At 69.3% G+C, this 16,549-nt stretch carries 14 protein-coding genes and 1 riboswitch; of the genes, 10 read left to right on the top strand and 4 right to left on the bottom strand.

Annotated elements, in window-relative coordinates; all coding sequences use genetic code 11:
• Positions 1-3 precede the first annotated feature (3 nt).
• Positions 4-465 (bottom strand): RidA family protein, encoded by a 462-nt coding sequence (locus N8A90_RS04445; RefSeq protein WP_262073440.1) that lies wholly within the window; start codon positions 463-465, stop codon positions 4-6.
• A 78-nt stretch (positions 466-543) separates the two neighbouring features.
• Here N8A90_RS04445 and soxR point away from each other — a divergent pair, with 78 nt between their 5' ends.
• Complete coding sequence (gene soxR, locus N8A90_RS04440) at positions 544-990, top strand: redox-sensitive transcriptional activator SoxR (protein WP_262073439.1); 447 nt, start codon at positions 544-546, stop codon at positions 988-990.
• A 19-nt stretch (positions 991-1,009) separates the two neighbouring features.
• Here soxR and N8A90_RS04435 read toward each other — a convergent pair whose 3' ends face one another.
• Together N8A90_RS04435 and thiC are read right to left on the bottom strand one after the other, a co-directional pair.
• Entirely contained in the window at positions 1,010-1,705 is a 696-nt protein-coding gene (locus N8A90_RS04435) for an HAD family hydrolase (protein WP_262073438.1), read from the bottom strand.
• Between the two features lie 29 nt (positions 1,706-1,734).
• Complete coding sequence (thiC, locus tag N8A90_RS04430; RefSeq protein ID WP_262073437.1) at positions 1,735-3,615, bottom strand: phosphomethylpyrimidine synthase ThiC; 1,881 nt, start codon at positions 3,613-3,615, stop codon at positions 1,735-1,737.
• Between the two features lie 77 nt (positions 3,616-3,692).
• Positions 3,693-3,802: riboswitch (TPP riboswitch) on the bottom strand.
• A 202-nt stretch (positions 3,803-4,004) separates the two neighbouring features.
• Between thiC and N8A90_RS04425 the strand changes: the two genes are divergently transcribed.
• Both N8A90_RS04425 and N8A90_RS04420 read left to right on the top strand, forming a co-directional pair.
• Positions 4,005-4,196: a hypothetical protein gene (locus N8A90_RS04425; RefSeq protein ID WP_262073436.1), complete on the top strand. Its 192-nt coding sequence runs from the start codon at positions 4,005-4,007 to the stop codon at positions 4,194-4,196.
• Positions 4,197-4,216: 20 nt separating this feature from the next.
• Positions 4,217-6,412, top strand: coding sequence for a phosphocholine-specific phospholipase C (locus N8A90_RS04420; RefSeq protein ID WP_262073435.1), 2,196 nt, complete (start codon positions 4,217-4,219; stop codon positions 6,410-6,412).
• Positions 6,413-6,469: 57 nt separating this feature from the next.
• Here N8A90_RS04420 and hisN read toward each other — a convergent pair whose 3' ends face one another.
• The gene (gene hisN, locus N8A90_RS04415) at positions 6,470-7,258 is read right to left on the bottom strand and encodes a histidinol-phosphatase (protein WP_262073434.1); all 789 of its coding nucleotides are present in this window, start codon (positions 7,256-7,258) and stop codon (positions 6,470-6,472) included.
• Between the two features lie 195 nt (positions 7,259-7,453).
• Here hisN and N8A90_RS04410 point away from each other — a divergent pair, with 195 nt between their 5' ends.
• The 7 genes from N8A90_RS04410 to N8A90_RS04380 all read left to right on the top strand — a co-directional run bounded on the left by N8A90_RS04410 (position 7,454) and on the right by N8A90_RS04380 (position 16,545).
• A complete protein-coding gene (locus tag N8A90_RS04410; protein WP_262073433.1) occupies positions 7,454-8,461 on the top strand; it encodes an ABC transporter substrate-binding protein in 1,008 nt (335 codons plus the stop codon).
• 103 nt (positions 8,462-8,564) lie between these two features.
• Complete coding sequence (locus tag N8A90_RS04405) at positions 8,565-10,619, top strand: LamG domain-containing protein (RefSeq protein WP_262073432.1); 2,055 nt, start codon at positions 8,565-8,567, stop codon at positions 10,617-10,619.
• A gap of 11 nt (positions 10,620-10,630) precedes the next feature.
• Complete coding sequence (locus N8A90_RS04400; protein ID WP_262073431.1) at positions 10,631-10,903, top strand: hypothetical protein; 273 nt, start codon at positions 10,631-10,633, stop codon at positions 10,901-10,903.
• A gap of 8 nt (positions 10,904-10,911) precedes the next feature.
• Positions 10,912-13,026 (top strand): phosphocholine-specific phospholipase C, encoded by a 2,115-nt coding sequence (locus N8A90_RS04395; RefSeq protein ID WP_262073430.1) that lies wholly within the window; start codon positions 10,912-10,914, stop codon positions 13,024-13,026.
• Positions 13,027-13,084: 58 nt separating this feature from the next.
• Positions 13,085-14,092, top strand: a complete 1,008-nt coding sequence (locus N8A90_RS04390; protein ID WP_262073429.1) for an ABC transporter ATP-binding protein — start codon at positions 13,085-13,087, stop codon at positions 14,090-14,092.
• Positions 14,089-15,747, top strand: coding sequence for an ABC transporter permease subunit (locus N8A90_RS04385; protein ID WP_262073428.1), 1,659 nt, complete (start codon positions 14,089-14,091; stop codon positions 15,745-15,747). Before N8A90_RS04390 ends, N8A90_RS04385 begins: the two co-directional genes overlap by 4 nt.
• A gap of 21 nt (positions 15,748-15,768) precedes the next feature.
• Positions 15,769-16,545 carry a DeoR/GlpR family DNA-binding transcription regulator gene (locus tag N8A90_RS04380; protein WP_262073427.1) on the top strand — a complete coding sequence of 259 codons (777 nt, stop codon included), beginning with the start codon at positions 15,769-15,771 and terminating at the stop codon, positions 16,543-16,545.
• Positions 16,546-16,549: the final 4 nt, after the last annotated feature.

The raw sequence follows: 16,549 nt of genomic DNA, 5'->3' as shown, positions 1-16,549 counted from the left end.
GCCTCAGTCGGCCCGGGCCGCCGTGGGCACCGCCTGCACCGCGGTCGCCTCGACCTCGAAGCACATGCCGTCGAGCGCCAGCCGCGGCACCGGGATCAGCGTACACACGGGCGGGGGCTCGTCGCCCCACACGGCGGCGATCTCCCGGCGCAACACGGCCAGCCGTGCCTCGCTGTGGTCGACGATCAGCACCACCAGCTTCACGACATCCACCACGCCGGCCCCGGCGGCTTCTAGCGCCGTCAGCAGGTTGCAGAACGCCTGCCGCACCTGCGCCTCGAAAGCCGGCGGGAGTTCGCCGGCCGCGTCTTCGCCGCCCTGTCCGGCCACGTAGATGAAGCGCGCCGGCGAGGTGGCCACCGCCACATGCGAGTAACCGTTGGGCCGCGGGTCGTACAGACGCGGCGGATTGATGAGGATGGGGAGCGCGGCAGGCGCAGCGGACGGACGCTTGAAGGGCAACATGGCGGCAGGGATGCAAGAAGAAGGCGCTAGTATCAAACCTCGACTTAAGTTGAGGTCAAGAACTTTCTGGAGCCCTCGATGCCCCTTGCATCTCCACCCGCCGAACTCGGCATCGGCGAGGTCGCCGCACGCAGCGGCCTGGCCGTCTCGGCGCTGCACTTCTACGAATCCAAGGGATTGATCCGCGCCGCGCGCAGCGCCGGCAACCAGCGGCGCTACCCGCGCTCGATCCTGCGCCGCGTGGCCTTCATCCGGATCGCGCAACGCGTGGGCATTCCCCTCGCGGCCATTGCCGACGCACTGCAGGCGCTTCCGGCCGAGCGCACCCCAACCGCCGCCGACTGGCGCCGCCTCTCGCGCGGCTGGAAGGACGATCTCGACGCACGCATCCTGGCATTGACCCAGTTGCGCGACCAGCTCGACGGCTGCATCGGCTGCGGCTGCCTGTCGCTCAAGGCCTGCCCGCTGCGCAATGCACAGGATGCGCTCTCGCAGGAGGGGCCGGGGCCGCACTTCGAGGGCTGAGGTCCGAGGCGTTGCGCCGTCAGGCCGCGCGCAGGCGCCACGCAGCCAGCACCGACGGCAGCTGCGCCATGTCGGTGAAGACCTGCGCCACACCCACACCGCGCAAGGCCTCGGCGCCGCTGTGCCCGAGCCCGCCCGGGCTGTAGCCGAACACGGTGGCGCCCGCAGCCACGCCGGCGGTGGCGCCGGTCACCGTGTCCTCGATCACCGCGCAGCGCGTCGGGTCGACGTCCAGCGCCGACGCGGCGGCGAGGTAGACATCCGGAAAGGGCTTGGAACGCGGCATCTCGTGTCCGCTGAAGATGCGGCCCTCGAAGGCATCGAACAGGCCGATCTTCTGCAACTGCAGCTCGACCTTCCTGCGGTCGGCGCCCGACGCGCAGGCGATGCGGCCGCCCAGCGCGGCGTGCAGCGCCCGCACCGCCACCGGTGCACCGGGGATCTCGACCAGGTCGCGGTCGAGCTGCACGTTGCGGCGCTCCCAGAAGCTCTGCAGCCATTCGTCGGTGACCGGCGAGCCGGTCTTCGCCTCGATCAGCGCACGCTCGTCCTTGACGGCCTTGCCGACGAAGATGCGCATGCACTCGTCGCGCGTGAGCACCCAGCCGCGCTCCTCGAGCATGTCGCGCAGCACGCCGTTGGTGATGGGTTCGGAGTCGACCAGCACACCGTCGCAGTCGAACAGGACGGCATCGAAGGGGAGAGATAGGTTCATGAGGCGATCGTAGCAATCGCCCCGCCTCCCTACGGGCGATCGGCCTGAATCGGGATGTACATCTCCCCGCCCGCCACCTTGAACTCCGCCGACTTGGCATGCATCCCGTCGAACACCGCCGCGCCTTCGTCGAGGCCGCGCTGCGCCGCGTACTCGCGCACCTCCTGCGTGATCTTCATCGAGCAGAACTTCGGCCCGCACATGGAGCAGAAGTGCGCGGTCTTGCTGGCGTCCTTGGGCAGCGTCTCGTCGTGGAAGTCGCGCGCGGTGTCGGGGTCGAGGCCGAGGTTGAACTGGTCCTGCCAGCGGAACTCGAAGCGGGCCTTGCTCAGAGCGTCGTCGCGCGAGCGCGCCCCCGGGTGGCCCTTGGCGATGTCGGCCGCGTGCGCGGCGATCTTGTACGCGATGATTCCCTGCTTCACGTCGTCGCGGTCGGGCAGGCCCAGGTGTTCCTTGGGCGTGACGTAGCACAGCATCGCGGTGCCGGCCCAGCCGATCATGGCGGCGCCGATGGCGCTGGCGATGTGGTCGTAGCCCGGCGCGATGTCGATGGTCAGCGGGCCGAGCGTGTAGAAGGGCGCCTCGTGGCAGTGCTTCAACTGCTCGTCCATGTTGGCCTGGATCATGTGCATCGGCACGTGGCCGGGGCCTTCGATCATGGTCTGCACGTCGTGCTTCCAGGCCACCTGCGTGAGCTCGCCCAGCGTCCGCAGTTCGGCGAACTGCGCCTCGTCGTTGGCGTCGGCACCGCTGCCGGGGCGCAGGCCGTCGCCCAGCGAGAAGCTCACGTCGTAGGCCTTCATGATGTCGCAGATGTCCTCGAAGTGCGTGTACAGGAAGCTCTCCTGGTGGTGCGCGATGCACCACTTGGCCATGATCGAGCCGCCGCGCGAGACGATGCCGGTCATGCGGTTGGCCGTGAGGTGGATGAAGGGCAGGCGCAGCCCCGCATGGATGGTGAAGTAGTCGACGCCCTGCTCGGCCTGCTCGATCAGCGTGTCGCGGTAGATCGCCCAGGTCAGGTCCTCGGCCACGCCGCCCACCTTCTCCAGCGCCTGGTAGATCGGCACCGTGCCGATGGGCACGGGCGAATTGCGCACGATCCAGTCGCGCGTGGTGTGGATGTTCTTGCCGGTGGACAGATCCATCACGTTGTCGGCGCCCCAGCGGATCGCCCACACCAGTTTCTCCACTTCCTCCTCGATGCTCGAGGTGACGGCGGAGTTGCCGATGTTGGCGTTGATCTTCACCCTGAAGTTGCGGCCGATGGCCATCGGCTCCACCTCGGGGTGGTTGATGTTGGCCGGGATGATGGCGCGGCCGCGCGCCACCTCGTCGCGCACGAACTCGGGTGTGATGATGCGCGGAATGCGCGCGCCCATGGGGTTGCCGGCCACGCGCCTGGCGCGCTCCTCGTTGGCCAGGTACTCGGCCATCCACTCGCGCTTGCCGTTCTCGCGCAGCGCCACGTATTCCATCTCGGGCGTGACGATGCCGCGGCGGGCGTAGTGCATCTGCGTGACGTTGGCGCCGCTCTTCGCTCGGCGCGGTGTGCGCTGCAATGCGGCCGCATCGGCGCGCAGCTGCGCGATGCGCAAGTTTTCCTCGCCCTTCACCCCATCGTCCAGCGCGGCCAACCGACGACCTTCGTAGCTTTCGGTGTCGCCGCGCTCCGCGATCCACGCACCGCGCACGTCAGGCAGCCCGAGACGCACGTCGATGGCGACCGTTGAATCGGTGTACGGCCCCGAGGTGTCGTAGAGCGAGACGCACTCGCCGTTGGTCAGCGCCACGTCGCGCACGGGCACGCGCAGGTCGGGCCGGCTGCCGACGATGGCTGACTTGCTGGAGGCGGGAAAGGGCTCGCGGGTGAGCGTGAGCAGCGAGGCGAACTTGTCGGTGGCGTTCATGAGGCACTCCTGTGGGGATGAGGGGTGCTCCGCGATCGCTCGACGGACCCACGGCCCGGTGACCGGGACCTGTGGATCAGGGGAACTGCAGCTCTTCTTCCGCCGGTACTAACCGGTTCAAGTTCGCGGGTTCGGCGAATGGATTCGCCATCTCAGCACGTCGACACGTGCGCCCCGGAGCGGGATGGATTCTAGGGGCCGAGCAGCGGCCGACGCAAGGACCGTGATCGCGATCCGCGCATTGGTTGCCGCTCGTCGGCTGTCAAAGGCTTGTCACGCACGCGGATGAAGATCCGTGGCACGAATGGTAGTTGTGGATTTGGTTGCACTTTCGACGCAACTGCAATTCGCCGGATTCACCGCATTGACCCACCCCTTGAAAGCCCCCGATGAACCCTCTCTCATCTTCTTTGCGTGCAACGCCACGCCGGCTGGCCACCGGCGCCGCGCTGGCCCTGCTGACCCTCGTGCTGACCGCCTGCGGCGGCGGCAGCGACAGCACGCCGGCCACCCCCACGACACCGACCGCGCCCACTACGCCTGACACCACCGTCAAGCCCGAAATGCGCTGCGCACCCTGACCCTTTAGCGAGCACACACCATGACGACATCCCGCCGCAACTTCCTGCGCAACACCGCCACCACCGGTATCGCCGCCGCCACGCTGGCCGCCTTTCCGCCGAGCATCCGCCGCGCGCTCGCCATCCCCGCGAACAACAAGACCGGCACGATCAACGACGTCGAGCACATCGTCATCCTGATGCAGGAGAACCGCTCCTTCGACCACTACTTCGGGACGCTGATGGGCGTGCGTGGTTTCGGCGACCGCTTCACGATTCCGCTGCCCAAGGACCGCAACGTCTGGCAACAGAGCGATGCCACCGGCAAGCCCATCCTGCCCTACCACCTGGACGGCACCCAGGGCAATGCGCAGCGCGTGAGCGGCACGCCGCATTCCTGGAGCAATGGCCAGGACGCCTGGGACGGCGGCCGCATGTACCAGTGGCCGCGCTACAAGAACACGGCTTCCATGGGCTACTACAAGGAGGCGGAACTCCCCTTCCAGTTCGCACTGGCCAATGCGTTCACCGTTTGCGACGCCTACCACGCGTCGATGCACACCGGCACCAACTCCAACCGCCTCTTCCTGTGGACCGGCACCAACGGCCCGACCGCTGCCGGCGTGGCGGTGGTGAACAACGAATGGGACGGCATCGACGCCTCGACCAATGGCTACGACTGGAAGACGTATCCGGAACGTCTCGAGGAAGCGAAGGTCAGCTGGATCGTCTACCAGAACATGCCCGACAACTTCACCGACAACTCGCTCGCCGGCTTCAAACAGTACCGCCGTGCCAACGAAGCCTCGGGAAAACTGGTGAGCTCGGACGACAACGTGGTCTCGCCCGCCTATGACCCGGCCAGCGACAACGCCGGCAACCCGCTCTACAAGGGCATCGCCAACACCATGCCCGACGGCGGCTTCCTGCAGACCTTCAAGCAGGACGTGCTCGGCGGCAAGCTGCCGCAGGTGAGCTGGGTGGTGGCGCCCGCGACCTACTCCGAGCACCCTGGCCCCTCGAGCCCGGTGCAAGGCGCCTGGTACACCCAGGAGGTGCTGGACGCCCTCACCGCATCGCCCGAGGTCTGGAGCAAGACCGTACTGATCGTCAACTTCGACGAGAACGACGGCTACTTCGACCATGTGCCCTCGCCGTCGGCGCCCTCGCTCAACCCGGACGGTTCGCCCGCCGGCAAGACCACGCTGCCCGATGCCGACATCGCCTTCGAGCGCTTCACGCATCCGGCGCCGGCCGGCACCACCGGGCAGCCGCTGCCCGATAGCCGCGTCTATGGCCCGGGCGTGCGCGTGCCGGCGTATGTGATCTCGCCCTGGAGCCGCGGCGGCTGGGTCAACTCCGAAGTGTTCGACCACACCTCGGTGCTGCGCTTCATCGAGCAGCGCTTCGGCGTGAAGGAGCCCAGCATCGGCGGCTTCCGCCGCGCCGTATGCGGCGACCTGATGAGCGCCTTCAACTTCGCGACGCCCAACACCGAGGTGCTGCCGACGCTGGCCGGCCGCAAGAACAAGAGCGACGCCGATGCACTGCGTGCGCAGCAGCAGGCGCTGGCGCAGATCGTTCCGCCGGCCACGCAGCAATTGCCGCGGCAGGCGCTCGGCACACGCCCCTCGCGCGCATTGCCGTACGAACTGCACGTCAGCGCCCGGGTCGACAGCGTCGGCGGCAAGGTGCAACTGCTGTTCTCCAACACCGGAAAGGCCGGCGCGGTGTTCCATGTCTACGACCGCCTCAACCTCGACCGCCTGCCGCGCCGCTACGCGGTGGAGGCCGGCAAGGCACTGGACGACGTCTGGAACGCCGCAACCGACAACACCGGTCACTACGACCTCTGGGTGCTGGGCCCGAACGGCTTTCACCGCCACTTCAAGGGCGACCTGAACATGCTGCGCGCGGGCGATACGCCGGTGCCGGAGGTGCGCGTCTGCTACGACATCACCAACGGCAATGTCTACCTGAGCATGACCAACACGGGCAAGAACGCCGCCAAGTTCACCATCCGCGCCAAGGCCTACCGGGAGGACGGCCCGTGGGTTTCGACGGTTGCGGGCGGCGCCACGGCCGAGCAGCACTGGGAGCTCGCGGGCAGCGGCCGCTGGTACGACTTCGAGGTGACCTGCGATGCCGACATGAACTACTACCGTCGCTTCGCCGGCCGCGTCGAGACGGGCCAGCCTTCGGTGAGCGATCCGGCCATGGGTCTGACCGCGCTGTGAGCCCGGCATGACCCGGGCGTAAGCGCCACGGCCCGCACGATGCGGGCCGTTGTCGTTTCAGGCGGCGATGTCCGGCACGGCCGCCAGCCAGCACAACGCCTCGCGGTGCAGCGCGGCCGTCGCGGCCGCCAGCACCCGCCCGTTCGAGTGGATGGACAGCGCGCGCCCCTGCCAGTCGGTGATCACGCCGCCCGCGCCTTCCACCACGCCCACCAGCGCCATGTAGTCGTAGGGCTGCAGCTGGCACTCGGCCACGATGTCGACATGGCCGCCCGCGAGCTGCGCGTAGCCATAGCAGTCGCCGCCGAAGCGCCGCATCGCACCGCGCCGGCTCAGCGCGTCGTAGGCGGCCCATTCATCGGGCGCGAAGGCATCGGGCGAGGTCGTGAGGACGCGCGCCTCTGCGAGCGTGGTGCAGCCACCGGCATGCACCGGCCTTGCGTTGCAGTGCGCGCCGATGCCCGGCTGACCGATCCAGCGTTCGCCGAGCACCGGCATGTCGATCATGCCCAGCTCGACGCGGCCGCCATGCACCAGCGCGATGAGCGTGCCCCACAGCGGCGAACCGGTGATGAAGCTCTTGGTGCCGTCGATCGGGTCGAGCACCCACACGCGCTCGGCGTCGATGCGCTCGCGCCCATGCTCCTCGCCCAGGATGCCGTGCGCCGGCACGGCCTCGTTGATCAGGGCGCGCATGGCGGCCTCGGCCGCACGGTCGGCCAGGGTGACCGGGCTGGCGTCGGCCTTGAGGTCGACCTGCAGGCCGGTACGGAAGCTGCCCAGCGAGTGCGCGGCGGCGACGTCGGCGAGACGGCCGGCGAGTGAGAGGTAGTCGGTGTGGGGCATTGGGAAGTCGGCCGCAGGCAGCGCAGGTTGTCAAAGAGTTGTCATGCATGCCGGTCAGGATCGTGGCATGGATGGTGCTTGTGGATATTGTTGCAAATTACCAGTATTCGCACAAACGCAATTATTTGCACAGTATTGGTGAAGCACCCCGATCCGTTCCGCCCCATTTCCGATCACCGCACCCTGGAGGTTCCCATGTCCGCCACCGCTCGTTTCCGCCCCGCCATCCTCGTCGCCGCCTTGCTCGCAGGCGCTGTCCACGCCGGCACCATCACCGTCTATTCCGCGCTGGAAGAGGACGAGATCAAGGACTACGTCGCCGCCGCCAAGAAGGACATGCCCGACATCGACGTGAAGGTGCTGCGCCTGTCGACCGGCGACCTCGGCGCACGCATCCTGGCCGAATCGGCCAACCCGCAGCACGACGTGATCTGGGGCTGGGCCCTGACCAACATGCTCGACCCGCGCATCACCGCACTGCTCGAGCCCTATGCGCCCAAGGGCAGCGAGAAGCTGGCCGCCGCCAACAAGGCCGCCGACGGCAAGTGGTTCACCACCACCGGCTACGTAGGCGCCTTCTGCGTCAACACCGAGGTGCTCAAGGCCAAGAAGCTGCCGATGCCCACCAGCTGGAAGGACCTGACCAACCCGGTCTACAAGGGCGAGATCGTGATGCCCAACCCGGTGTCCTCGGGCACCGGCTACCTGCAGATCGCGGCACTGCTGCAGTCCAAGGGCACAGACGAAGGCTGGAAGTTCCTCAAGACGCTCGACGGCAATGTCGCGCAGTACATCAAGTCGGGCTCGCGCCCGTGCAAGGCGGCGCGCGCGGGTGAATTCGCCATCGGCACCTCGCTGGCCTTCGCCGCCATGCAGTCCATCGAGGAAGGCTACCCCGTCAAGATGGTGATCCCGAGCGATGGCGCCGGCTACGAACTCGAAGCCTCGGGCCTGATGGCCAAGGCGAAGAACAAGGCCGACGCGCAGCGCTTCCTCGACTGGACGCTGTCGCCCGGCGCGTCGGCGCTCTACACCAAGTACAAGGAAATGGTGACCCTGCCCGGTGCGCCGCAGTCGAAGGCGGCCAAGGCCGCCGGCCTGCCAGCCGACCTCGGCACCGTTCTCTACAAGATGGACTTCGCCCAGTCCGCCAAGGACCGCGACGCGATCCTCGGCGCCTGGACCAGGAACATCGGCCGCTGATCCCCACCCTGCGGACGGCCGGCCACCCGCCCGTCCGCCGATTCGAAGCCGGACACGTCGCGACAACGTGCCCGCGCGCCCTTCCGTTGCTCGAGCTCCACCGATGAAAACACCAAGATCCCGCATCGCGCGCGCCGCGCTGCACACGAGCCTGCTGCTCCTGCTGACCGCCTGCGGCGGCGGAGGCAGCGACCCCGCGCCCGCCGCGACGCCCTCGCCGACCTCGCCGGCCACCTCGATCCCGGCAACGCCTGCGACGCAAAGCAAGGCACTGGTGATCGGTATCGACGGCGTGCAGTACGCCGCGCTGCAGCAGGCGATGGCCGCGGCACGCATGCCCAGCCTGCAAGGGCTCGGCACGGTGCTGCCCGCCTATACCGGCGGCATCATGGGCAAGCCCACGCAACAGCAGGCGACCGATGGTCCGTCGTGGGCCACGCTGCTGACCGGTGCCTGGGCCGACCGCCACGAGATCCGCTCGAACTACGAAGGCCAGGCCTTCCAGGCCGACACCGTCTTCAAGCTGCTCAAGCAGCGCAACGCCGGTGCGGGCACTGCGGCCATCGCCAGCTGGCGCGGGCTGCCGCTGCTGCTGCGCGCCGACAAGGCCGCGGGCTACCTCGACCTCGCCAAGGACTGCGATGGCAGCGACAGCTGCGTGTCGTCCGAAGCCGGAGCCGCCATCGAGGGCGGAAGCTATGACCTGATCGTGGCGGACTACCAGGGCCCGGCCCAGGTCGCCGACGTGGCGGGCTACGGCACCGACTACCAGAACGCACTGGCCGAGGTCGATCGCCAGGTCGCGCTGCTGAAGGCGTCGCTGGCCAAGCGCCGCGCCGCACACCCGAACGAGGACTGGCTGGTGATCGTCACCACCACGCACGGCCTGGGCGCCACCGGCGTGGCCGACGGCATTCCGGTGCCGTCCAACCTCGCGACGGTCATCGCGCTCGACAGGCCGGCCAACCTGTCACCGGCGTTGCCGGCCGATCTGCCGACCGACATCGCACCCTGGTATGCCTATGCGGCGGCCACCGACGTCACGCCGACGGTGCTCGCGCACCTGTCGGCCCGCCCTGCGGCCACGTCGTACGCGATGGACGGCAGCCCGCTGATCGGTGCCGCGGCAGTGCGCCAGCTCACCGCGACGACCAACGCCAAGCAGAGCGGCATCCAGTTGAGCTGGACCGTGCCCGCCACGCCCGCCGCCATCACGGTGCTGCGCGACGGCGTCGCGGTGGCCACGCTGCCGGGCAATGCCCTGGCGTTTGAGGACACGACCATGGCCCCCGCCGCCAGCGGCTACTTCACCTACGACTACACGGTGCTGGCCGACCAGGTGCCGGTGTCGCTGCGCGCCACGCTGAACTACGTCAAGCCCGTCTCGCTGCTGGCGAGCGTGGCGAACGGCATCACGCACCTGTTCACGCTGAAGACGACGCTGGTCGACCGCATCGGCGGCACGCAGGCCTTCACGCCCTGGGTCAGCGGCGCGGCGCCGGCCTACACCGCCGCGGGTGACGGCCCGTTCGCCGGCACCGACACCGCGCTGGCCTCGACCAGCTATGCCGGCCCGACCGTGTGCAGTGCCTGCGACGGCGGCTACCGCATTCCGACCAGCCAGGTCACCAGCACCAGCGCGCCTTTCACCTTCGGCTTCTGGTTCCGTTCCGACGCGACGCGCTCGGGCATGCCCATCGTGTCGAACAAGGACTGGGGCAGCGGCAACAACGCCGGCATCGCCGTGGGCCAGTACGGCAGCGCGATCCGCTTCAACATCGGCCGCGGCGGCGCACGGCTCGGCGACAAGGACCTGAGCTTCAGCGCGAACACCTGGGTCTACGTGGCGATGGCGGTGGACGTGCCGGCCCTGAAGGTCACCTACCACGCCTACGACCCGGTGTACGGCATGCAGAGCAGTTCCGCGGTGCTGACGAGCGCCTTCGTCGCGGCGCTCGACGGCCTGGGCAGCGGCTTCTCGCTGAACGAGGACGGCGACGGTGGTTACGGCCCGAACTACCGCAACGGCGACGCCAGCAACACCATCGGCGGGCGCTTCGATTTCGGCGAGTTCAGCACCTGGAACCGGGCACTGACGAGCGCGGAAGTCGAGTCGATCGGCCGCTCCGGCACCTCGCTCACGACGCTGGTTCCCTGACGGAGACGACCATGCACATCTCATCTTTCGAGACGACCGCCCGCCCGGCGGGCAGGCCCCTGCGGCTTGCCGTCGCACTGGCCCTTGCCGCGGTGCTGAGCGCCTGCGGCGGCGGCAGCAGCAGCAGCGATAGCAGCGGCGGCAGCGGCTCTTCCGCCGTCGTGGTCACGCCCAACGACCCGGCGACCGCCGGGCCGCCCGCCTCGGCGCTCACGCCGCCCGGCGGCGACGCCTCGTCCCCCACCCCCGCGCGCCGTCCCGAGACGGTGCGCTGCGCTCCCTGAGACACGCCATGAGCCAAGACTCCGTATCCAGCAGCCGCCGCGGCTTCCTGCGCGGCGCAGCCACCGCCGCGGGCGCCACGGCGGCCCTCGGCCTGCTGCCGCCCAGCATCCGGCGCGCACTCGCCATCCCTGCCGCGCAGGACACCGGCACGATCAGCGACGTCAAGCACGTCGTGATCTTCATGCAGGAGAACCGCGCGTTCGATCACTACTTCGGCACGCTGCGTGGCGTGCGCGGCTTCGGCGACCGTTTCCCCGTGCCGCTCGCCAACGGCCAGCCGGTCTGGCACCAGCCCGCGACCTCGGGCACCGGCACGCACCTGCCCTTCCACTACGACACGACCAGCACCAGCGCACAGCGCACCACCGCGATGGCGCACAGCTGGCCCGACGGCCAGCAGGCCTGGAACGGCGGCCAGATGAACCAGTGGGTCGCGGCCAAGACCGCGCGCGCGCTGGGCTACTACCAGGAAAGCGACATGCCTTTCCAGTTCGCGCTGGCCGATGCCTTCACGGTGTGCGACGCCTACCACTGCAGCGAGCTCACCGGCACCAACTCGAACCGGCTGTTCCTCTGGACCGGCAGCAACGACCCGCTGGGCCAGGGCGGCGGCCCGGCCATCGACAACACGAACGACGACCTCGCGAACGCGCCCGGCTACAGCTGGACGACCTACCCCGAGCGCCTGGAGGCGGCCGGCGTGAGCTGGCAGATCTACCAGGACATGGCCGACAACTTCACCGACAACCCGCTCGAGGGCTTCACCAATTACCGCGAGGCCTACTACGCGGCCGCACCGACCGCCGCGCAGGCCGCACTCAAGACGCGCGCGCTGTCGACGCGCACCCTGGACGACCTGGCCGACGACGTGAAGAACAACCGCCTGCCGCAGGTGAGCTGGATCGTCGCACCGGCCAAGTACTCGGAGCACCCCGGGCCGTCCTCGCCGCTGTGGGGCGCCGAGTACACCGAACGCGTGCTGGATGCGCTGACGTCCGACCCCGCCGTGTGGAGCAAGACCGTGCTCTTCCTGATGTTCGACGAGAACGACGGCTACTTCGACCACATGCCGCCACCCGCCATTCCGTCGCGCAACACCGACGGCACCGACGCCGGCATGAGCACGGTGTCGACGCTGGGCGAGCGCAACGACCTGAAGGCCCCCTACCTCGGCTCGCCCTACGGCATGGGCTGGCGCGTGCCGATGTACGTGGTGTCGCCGTGGAGCCGCGGTGGCTGGGTCAACTCCCAGGTGTCCGACCACACCTCGGTGATCCGCTTCCTGGAAGCGCGCTTCGGCGTCGTGGAGCCCAACATCAGCGCCTGGCGCCGTTCGGTCAGCAGCGACCTGACGACCTGCTTCAACTTCGCGACGCCCAACGCCGCGTTGCCGGCGTTGCCGACGATCGACAGCGCCGCGGCCGACGCCGCGATCGCGCAGCAGCTGCTCTATCCGACGCCGGCGGCGCCGGCGGCGGGCACCGGCACGATGCCGGTGCAGGCGACCGGCGTTCGCTACTCGCGCGCACTGCCCTATGAGCTGCACACCAGCGGCCGGCCCGACGTCGAGCGCCAGAAGTTCTGGCTGGTGTTCGGCAACACCGGCCGGGTCGGCGCCGTGTACCACGTCTACAACCACCTCGCGCTCGACAAGGTGCCGCGCCGCTACACGGTCGAGCCCGGCAAGCTGCTCAACGACAGCTGGGCGCCCGCCGCGGACGGCGGCTACGACCTGTCGGTGTTCGGGCCGAACGGCTACTTCCGGCGCTTTCGCGGCAAGCTGCCGGCCTCGCTCGCGGGCGGGGCCGGACTGCCCGAGATCCGCGTCTGCTACGACACGGCCAATGGCGACGTGCACCTGGAGATGCAGAACCTAGGCAACATCAGCTGCACCGTCACCGTCACGCCCAGCGCCTACCGCACCGACGGCCCGTGGAGCTTCGCGCTGGCGCCCGGCCAGCTGCTGGTGCAGCAATGGGACCTGAGCTACAGCAAGCACTGGTACGACTTCAGCGTGAGCGCGAACGTCGACGCCGGCGGCAGCTTCCTGCGCCGCTTCGCCGGCCGCGTGGAAACCGGCGCCGACGGCATCAGCGACCCCGAGATGGGGCTCCTCACCTGAGGCCATGGCACGGCCCCCAGCGATTCAACGACAGACGACAGAGACCGGTACAGACAGCATGGCCTTGCAGATCAGGAACCTTCACAAGCGCTTCGGTGGCCAGTCCGCGCTCGAGCGCATCGAACTCGACGTGGGGGGCGCGGAATTCGTCTGCCTGCTGGGCCCCAGCGGCTGCGGCAAGACCACGCTGCTGCGCATCATCGCGGGGCTGATGGCGGCGGACGGCGGCAGTGTGTCGCTCCACGGCCGCGACCTGGCGCAGATGCCGGCGCGCGAGCGCGGCTTCGGCATCGTGTTCCAGTCCTACTCGCTGTTCCCGCACATGACGGTGGCGCAGAACGTCGGCTACGGCCTGCGCATCCGCGGCGAGGCGGCCGCGACCGTCGACAGGCGCGTGGCCGAGCTGCTCGACATGGTCAAGCTGCCGAGCTTCGGCGCGCGCTTCCCCGGCCAGCTCTCGGGCGGGCAGCAGCAGCGCGTGGCCATCGCGCGGGCGCTGGCCGTCAACCCCTCGCTGCTGCTGCTCGACGAGCCGTTGTCGGCGCTCGATGCACGGGTGCGCGCCGACCTGCGGCGCGAGCTGCGCGAGGTGCAGCGCAGCCTGGGCATTCCGACGCTGATGGTCACGCACGACCAGGAAGAGGCCATGTCGATGGCCGACACCATCGTCTGCATGAACCAGGGGCGCATCGAACAGCAGGGTTCGCCGCAGGACCTCTACCTGCGCCCGCGCACCCGCTTCGTGGCCGACTTCATGGGCCACAGCAACCTGCTGCCGGCCGCGCTCGCCAGCGCGCTGGTGCCCGTGCTGCCGCCGCTGCCCGCCGACATCGATGCGGCCGGTGCGCTGCTGTGCATTCGGCCCGAGCGCATTCGCCTCGAGCCCGCCGCCGGTGCGCGCGGCGAGGTGACCGACATCGGCTTTCTCGGCAGCATCCAGCGCGTGCGGGTGCGCTGGGACGACCAGGTGCTGCTGGCCGAAACCAGCAGCGCGATGCCGCTGTCCGTCGGCCAGCGCGTGTCGCTCGCCATCGGCGCGGCCGATTGCAGCTGGGTGCACGCATGACGAAGACCGCACCGCTGCCGATGCAGGCCGCCGACCGCTGGCTGCTGCGCGCCTGCCTGTGGCTGCCGCTGGCCGCGCTCGTGATGTTCTTCGGCGTGCCGATGCTCGGCATCGCCTGGCGCAGCCTGGTGCAGGACGGCACCGGCGGCATCGGGCTGGGCAACTACGCCGCGCTGCTCGACACGCCGGGCGTGTGGCGCGCGCTCTTCAACAGCCTGCTGCTGGGCGGGTCGACCACGCTCGTCACGCTGCTGCTGGCCTTCGTCGTCGCCTACGGCATCGAGCGCACCCGCATGCCCGGCCGCAGCTTCACCGCCATCGGCATGACGCTGCCGGTGCTGGCGCCCTCGCTGGTGCTCGGTCTGGGGCTGATCTTCCTGCTGGGGCGCAACGGCGTGGTCGGCAAGGCACTGGGCATTCGCCCCGAGATCTACGGCTTCTGGGGCCTGCTCGTCGCCGACGTGCTCTACGCCCTGCCGCAGGCGGTGCTCATCCTGCGCACCGCGCTGCGCCACGGCGACGCGCGCCAGTACGACGCGGCCGAGGTGCTGGGCGCGACGCCGTGGCGGCAGTTCGTCGACATCACGCTGCCGGGCGTACGCTACGGCCTGCTGAGCGCGGGCTTCGTCGTCTTCACCGTGACCATCACCGACTTCGGCAACGCGGTGGTCATCGGCGGCAACTTCCAGGTGCTGGCCACGGAGATCTACAACCAGGTCAGCGGGCAGATGAAGTTCGGCATGGGCGCGGTCATCGGCATCGTGCTGCTGGTGCCGGCTGCGCTGTCGGTCTTCATCGAACACCTGGCCGCGCAGCGCCAGGCCGGGCTGGGCGCGGAGTCGGCCGTGCCGCCGGTACCCCAACCCCACGCGGGCCGCGACGGCACGTTCTTCGCCGCGTCGCTCGTCATCGTGGGCACGATCTACGCGGTGGTGATCACGGTGATCGTCGCCAGCTTCATCCGGCTGTGGCCCTACCGGCTCGACCTCACGCTCAAGCACTACGACATCGACATCGCCGGCGGCTATGCGCCGCTGTGGACGTCGATCGGCGTGTCGCTCGTCGCCGCGGCGATGGGCACGCTGCTGCTGTTCCTGCTGGCCTTCGGCGTGCAGCGCCTGCCCGGCCGGGCCGCCAGCGCGGCGCGACTGCTGAGCGCGCTACCGGTGGCGGTGCCGGGGCTGGTGCTCGGCCTGGCCTACGTCTTCACCTTCAACACGGCCGACATGCCCTGGGGCCTGCTCTACGGCAGCGCCCTCCTGCTGGCGCTGTGCAACTACTACCACTACCACACGCAGGGTTTCGTGAGCATGATGACGGCCATGCGCACCGTGCCCACCGCCCTGGACGACGCCACCACCGTGCTGGGCGGCGGCGTGGCGCGGGTGCTGGGCGACGTCTACTGGCCGGCGCTGCGCACCACGCTGCTGGCGATCGCCGTGTTCCTGTTCATGCGCTCGATGGTCACGCTGTCGGCCGTCATCTTCCTCATCACCCCTTCGCTGTCGATGGGGGCCGTCACGGTCATGCGCCTGGACGAAGCCGGATTCACCTCGCAGGCCGCCGCGTTCTCCACCTGCATCATGGCGGTGGTCGGTGCGATGGCATTGCTATTGCATCTGATCACCCGCAAGCCCGTTCCGTCGGCGCACTGACACCGCAACCCCTCTTTTCACATGCTCCAAGAAGAACGATTCCTCCGCATCCGCAGCTTGCTGGCGACCTTCTCGCGGGTGAGCGTCGAGCGCATCGTGCAGGACCTGGAAGTCTCGCGCGAAACCGTGCGGCGCGACCTGCTCGAGCTCGAAGGCAGCGGCGAGCTGCGCCGCGTGCACGGCGGCGCGGTCGCCACCGGCCCCGAGCCCGAACCGCCGCTGTCGGTGCGGCTGGTGGCGCGCCAGAAGGAGAAGCGCGCCATCGCCAAGGCCGCGGTCGGCCTGCTGCGCCCGGGGCAGACGCTGTTCCTCGACGCCGGCAGCACCACGTCGACGCTCGCCGAAGAAATCGCCACGCTCAGCGGCATGACGGTCATCACCAATTCGCTCACCATCGCACTCAAGCTGGCCGGCGCCGACGAGGCCCGCAGTTCGCGCAACGACGTGCGCCTGCTCGGCGGCCAGATCGACGTGAAGACCCAGGCCACCCATGGCGAAGGCACGCTGGAGGACATCCGGCGCTTTCGCGTCGACGTGGCGCTGATGTCGCCGGTGGGCCTGCACGCCAGGCACGGCGCCATGAGCTTCGAGCATCACGAGGCCGCCGTGGCCCGCGCCATGGCCGAGCAGGCGCAGCAGGTGGTCATCCTGGCCGACCACAGCAAGATCGGCCTCGCGAGCCGCGTGACCTACGCGCGCACGGCCGACATCGACATCGTCGTGACCGACGCCAAGGCGCGCGAGGTCGCGGGCCTGGCCGCGCTGCGCAAGGCCTGCGAACGCCTCGTCATCGCCTGACGCA

It is taken from the genome of Variovorax sp. N23, assembly GCF_025486315.1.
Classification (GTDB): Bacteria; Pseudomonadota; Gammaproteobacteria; order Burkholderiales; family Burkholderiaceae_C; genus Variovorax.
The sequence above is the reverse complement of the archived record's forward strand: the minus strand, read 5'-3'. Positions and strand labels throughout refer to the sequence as shown.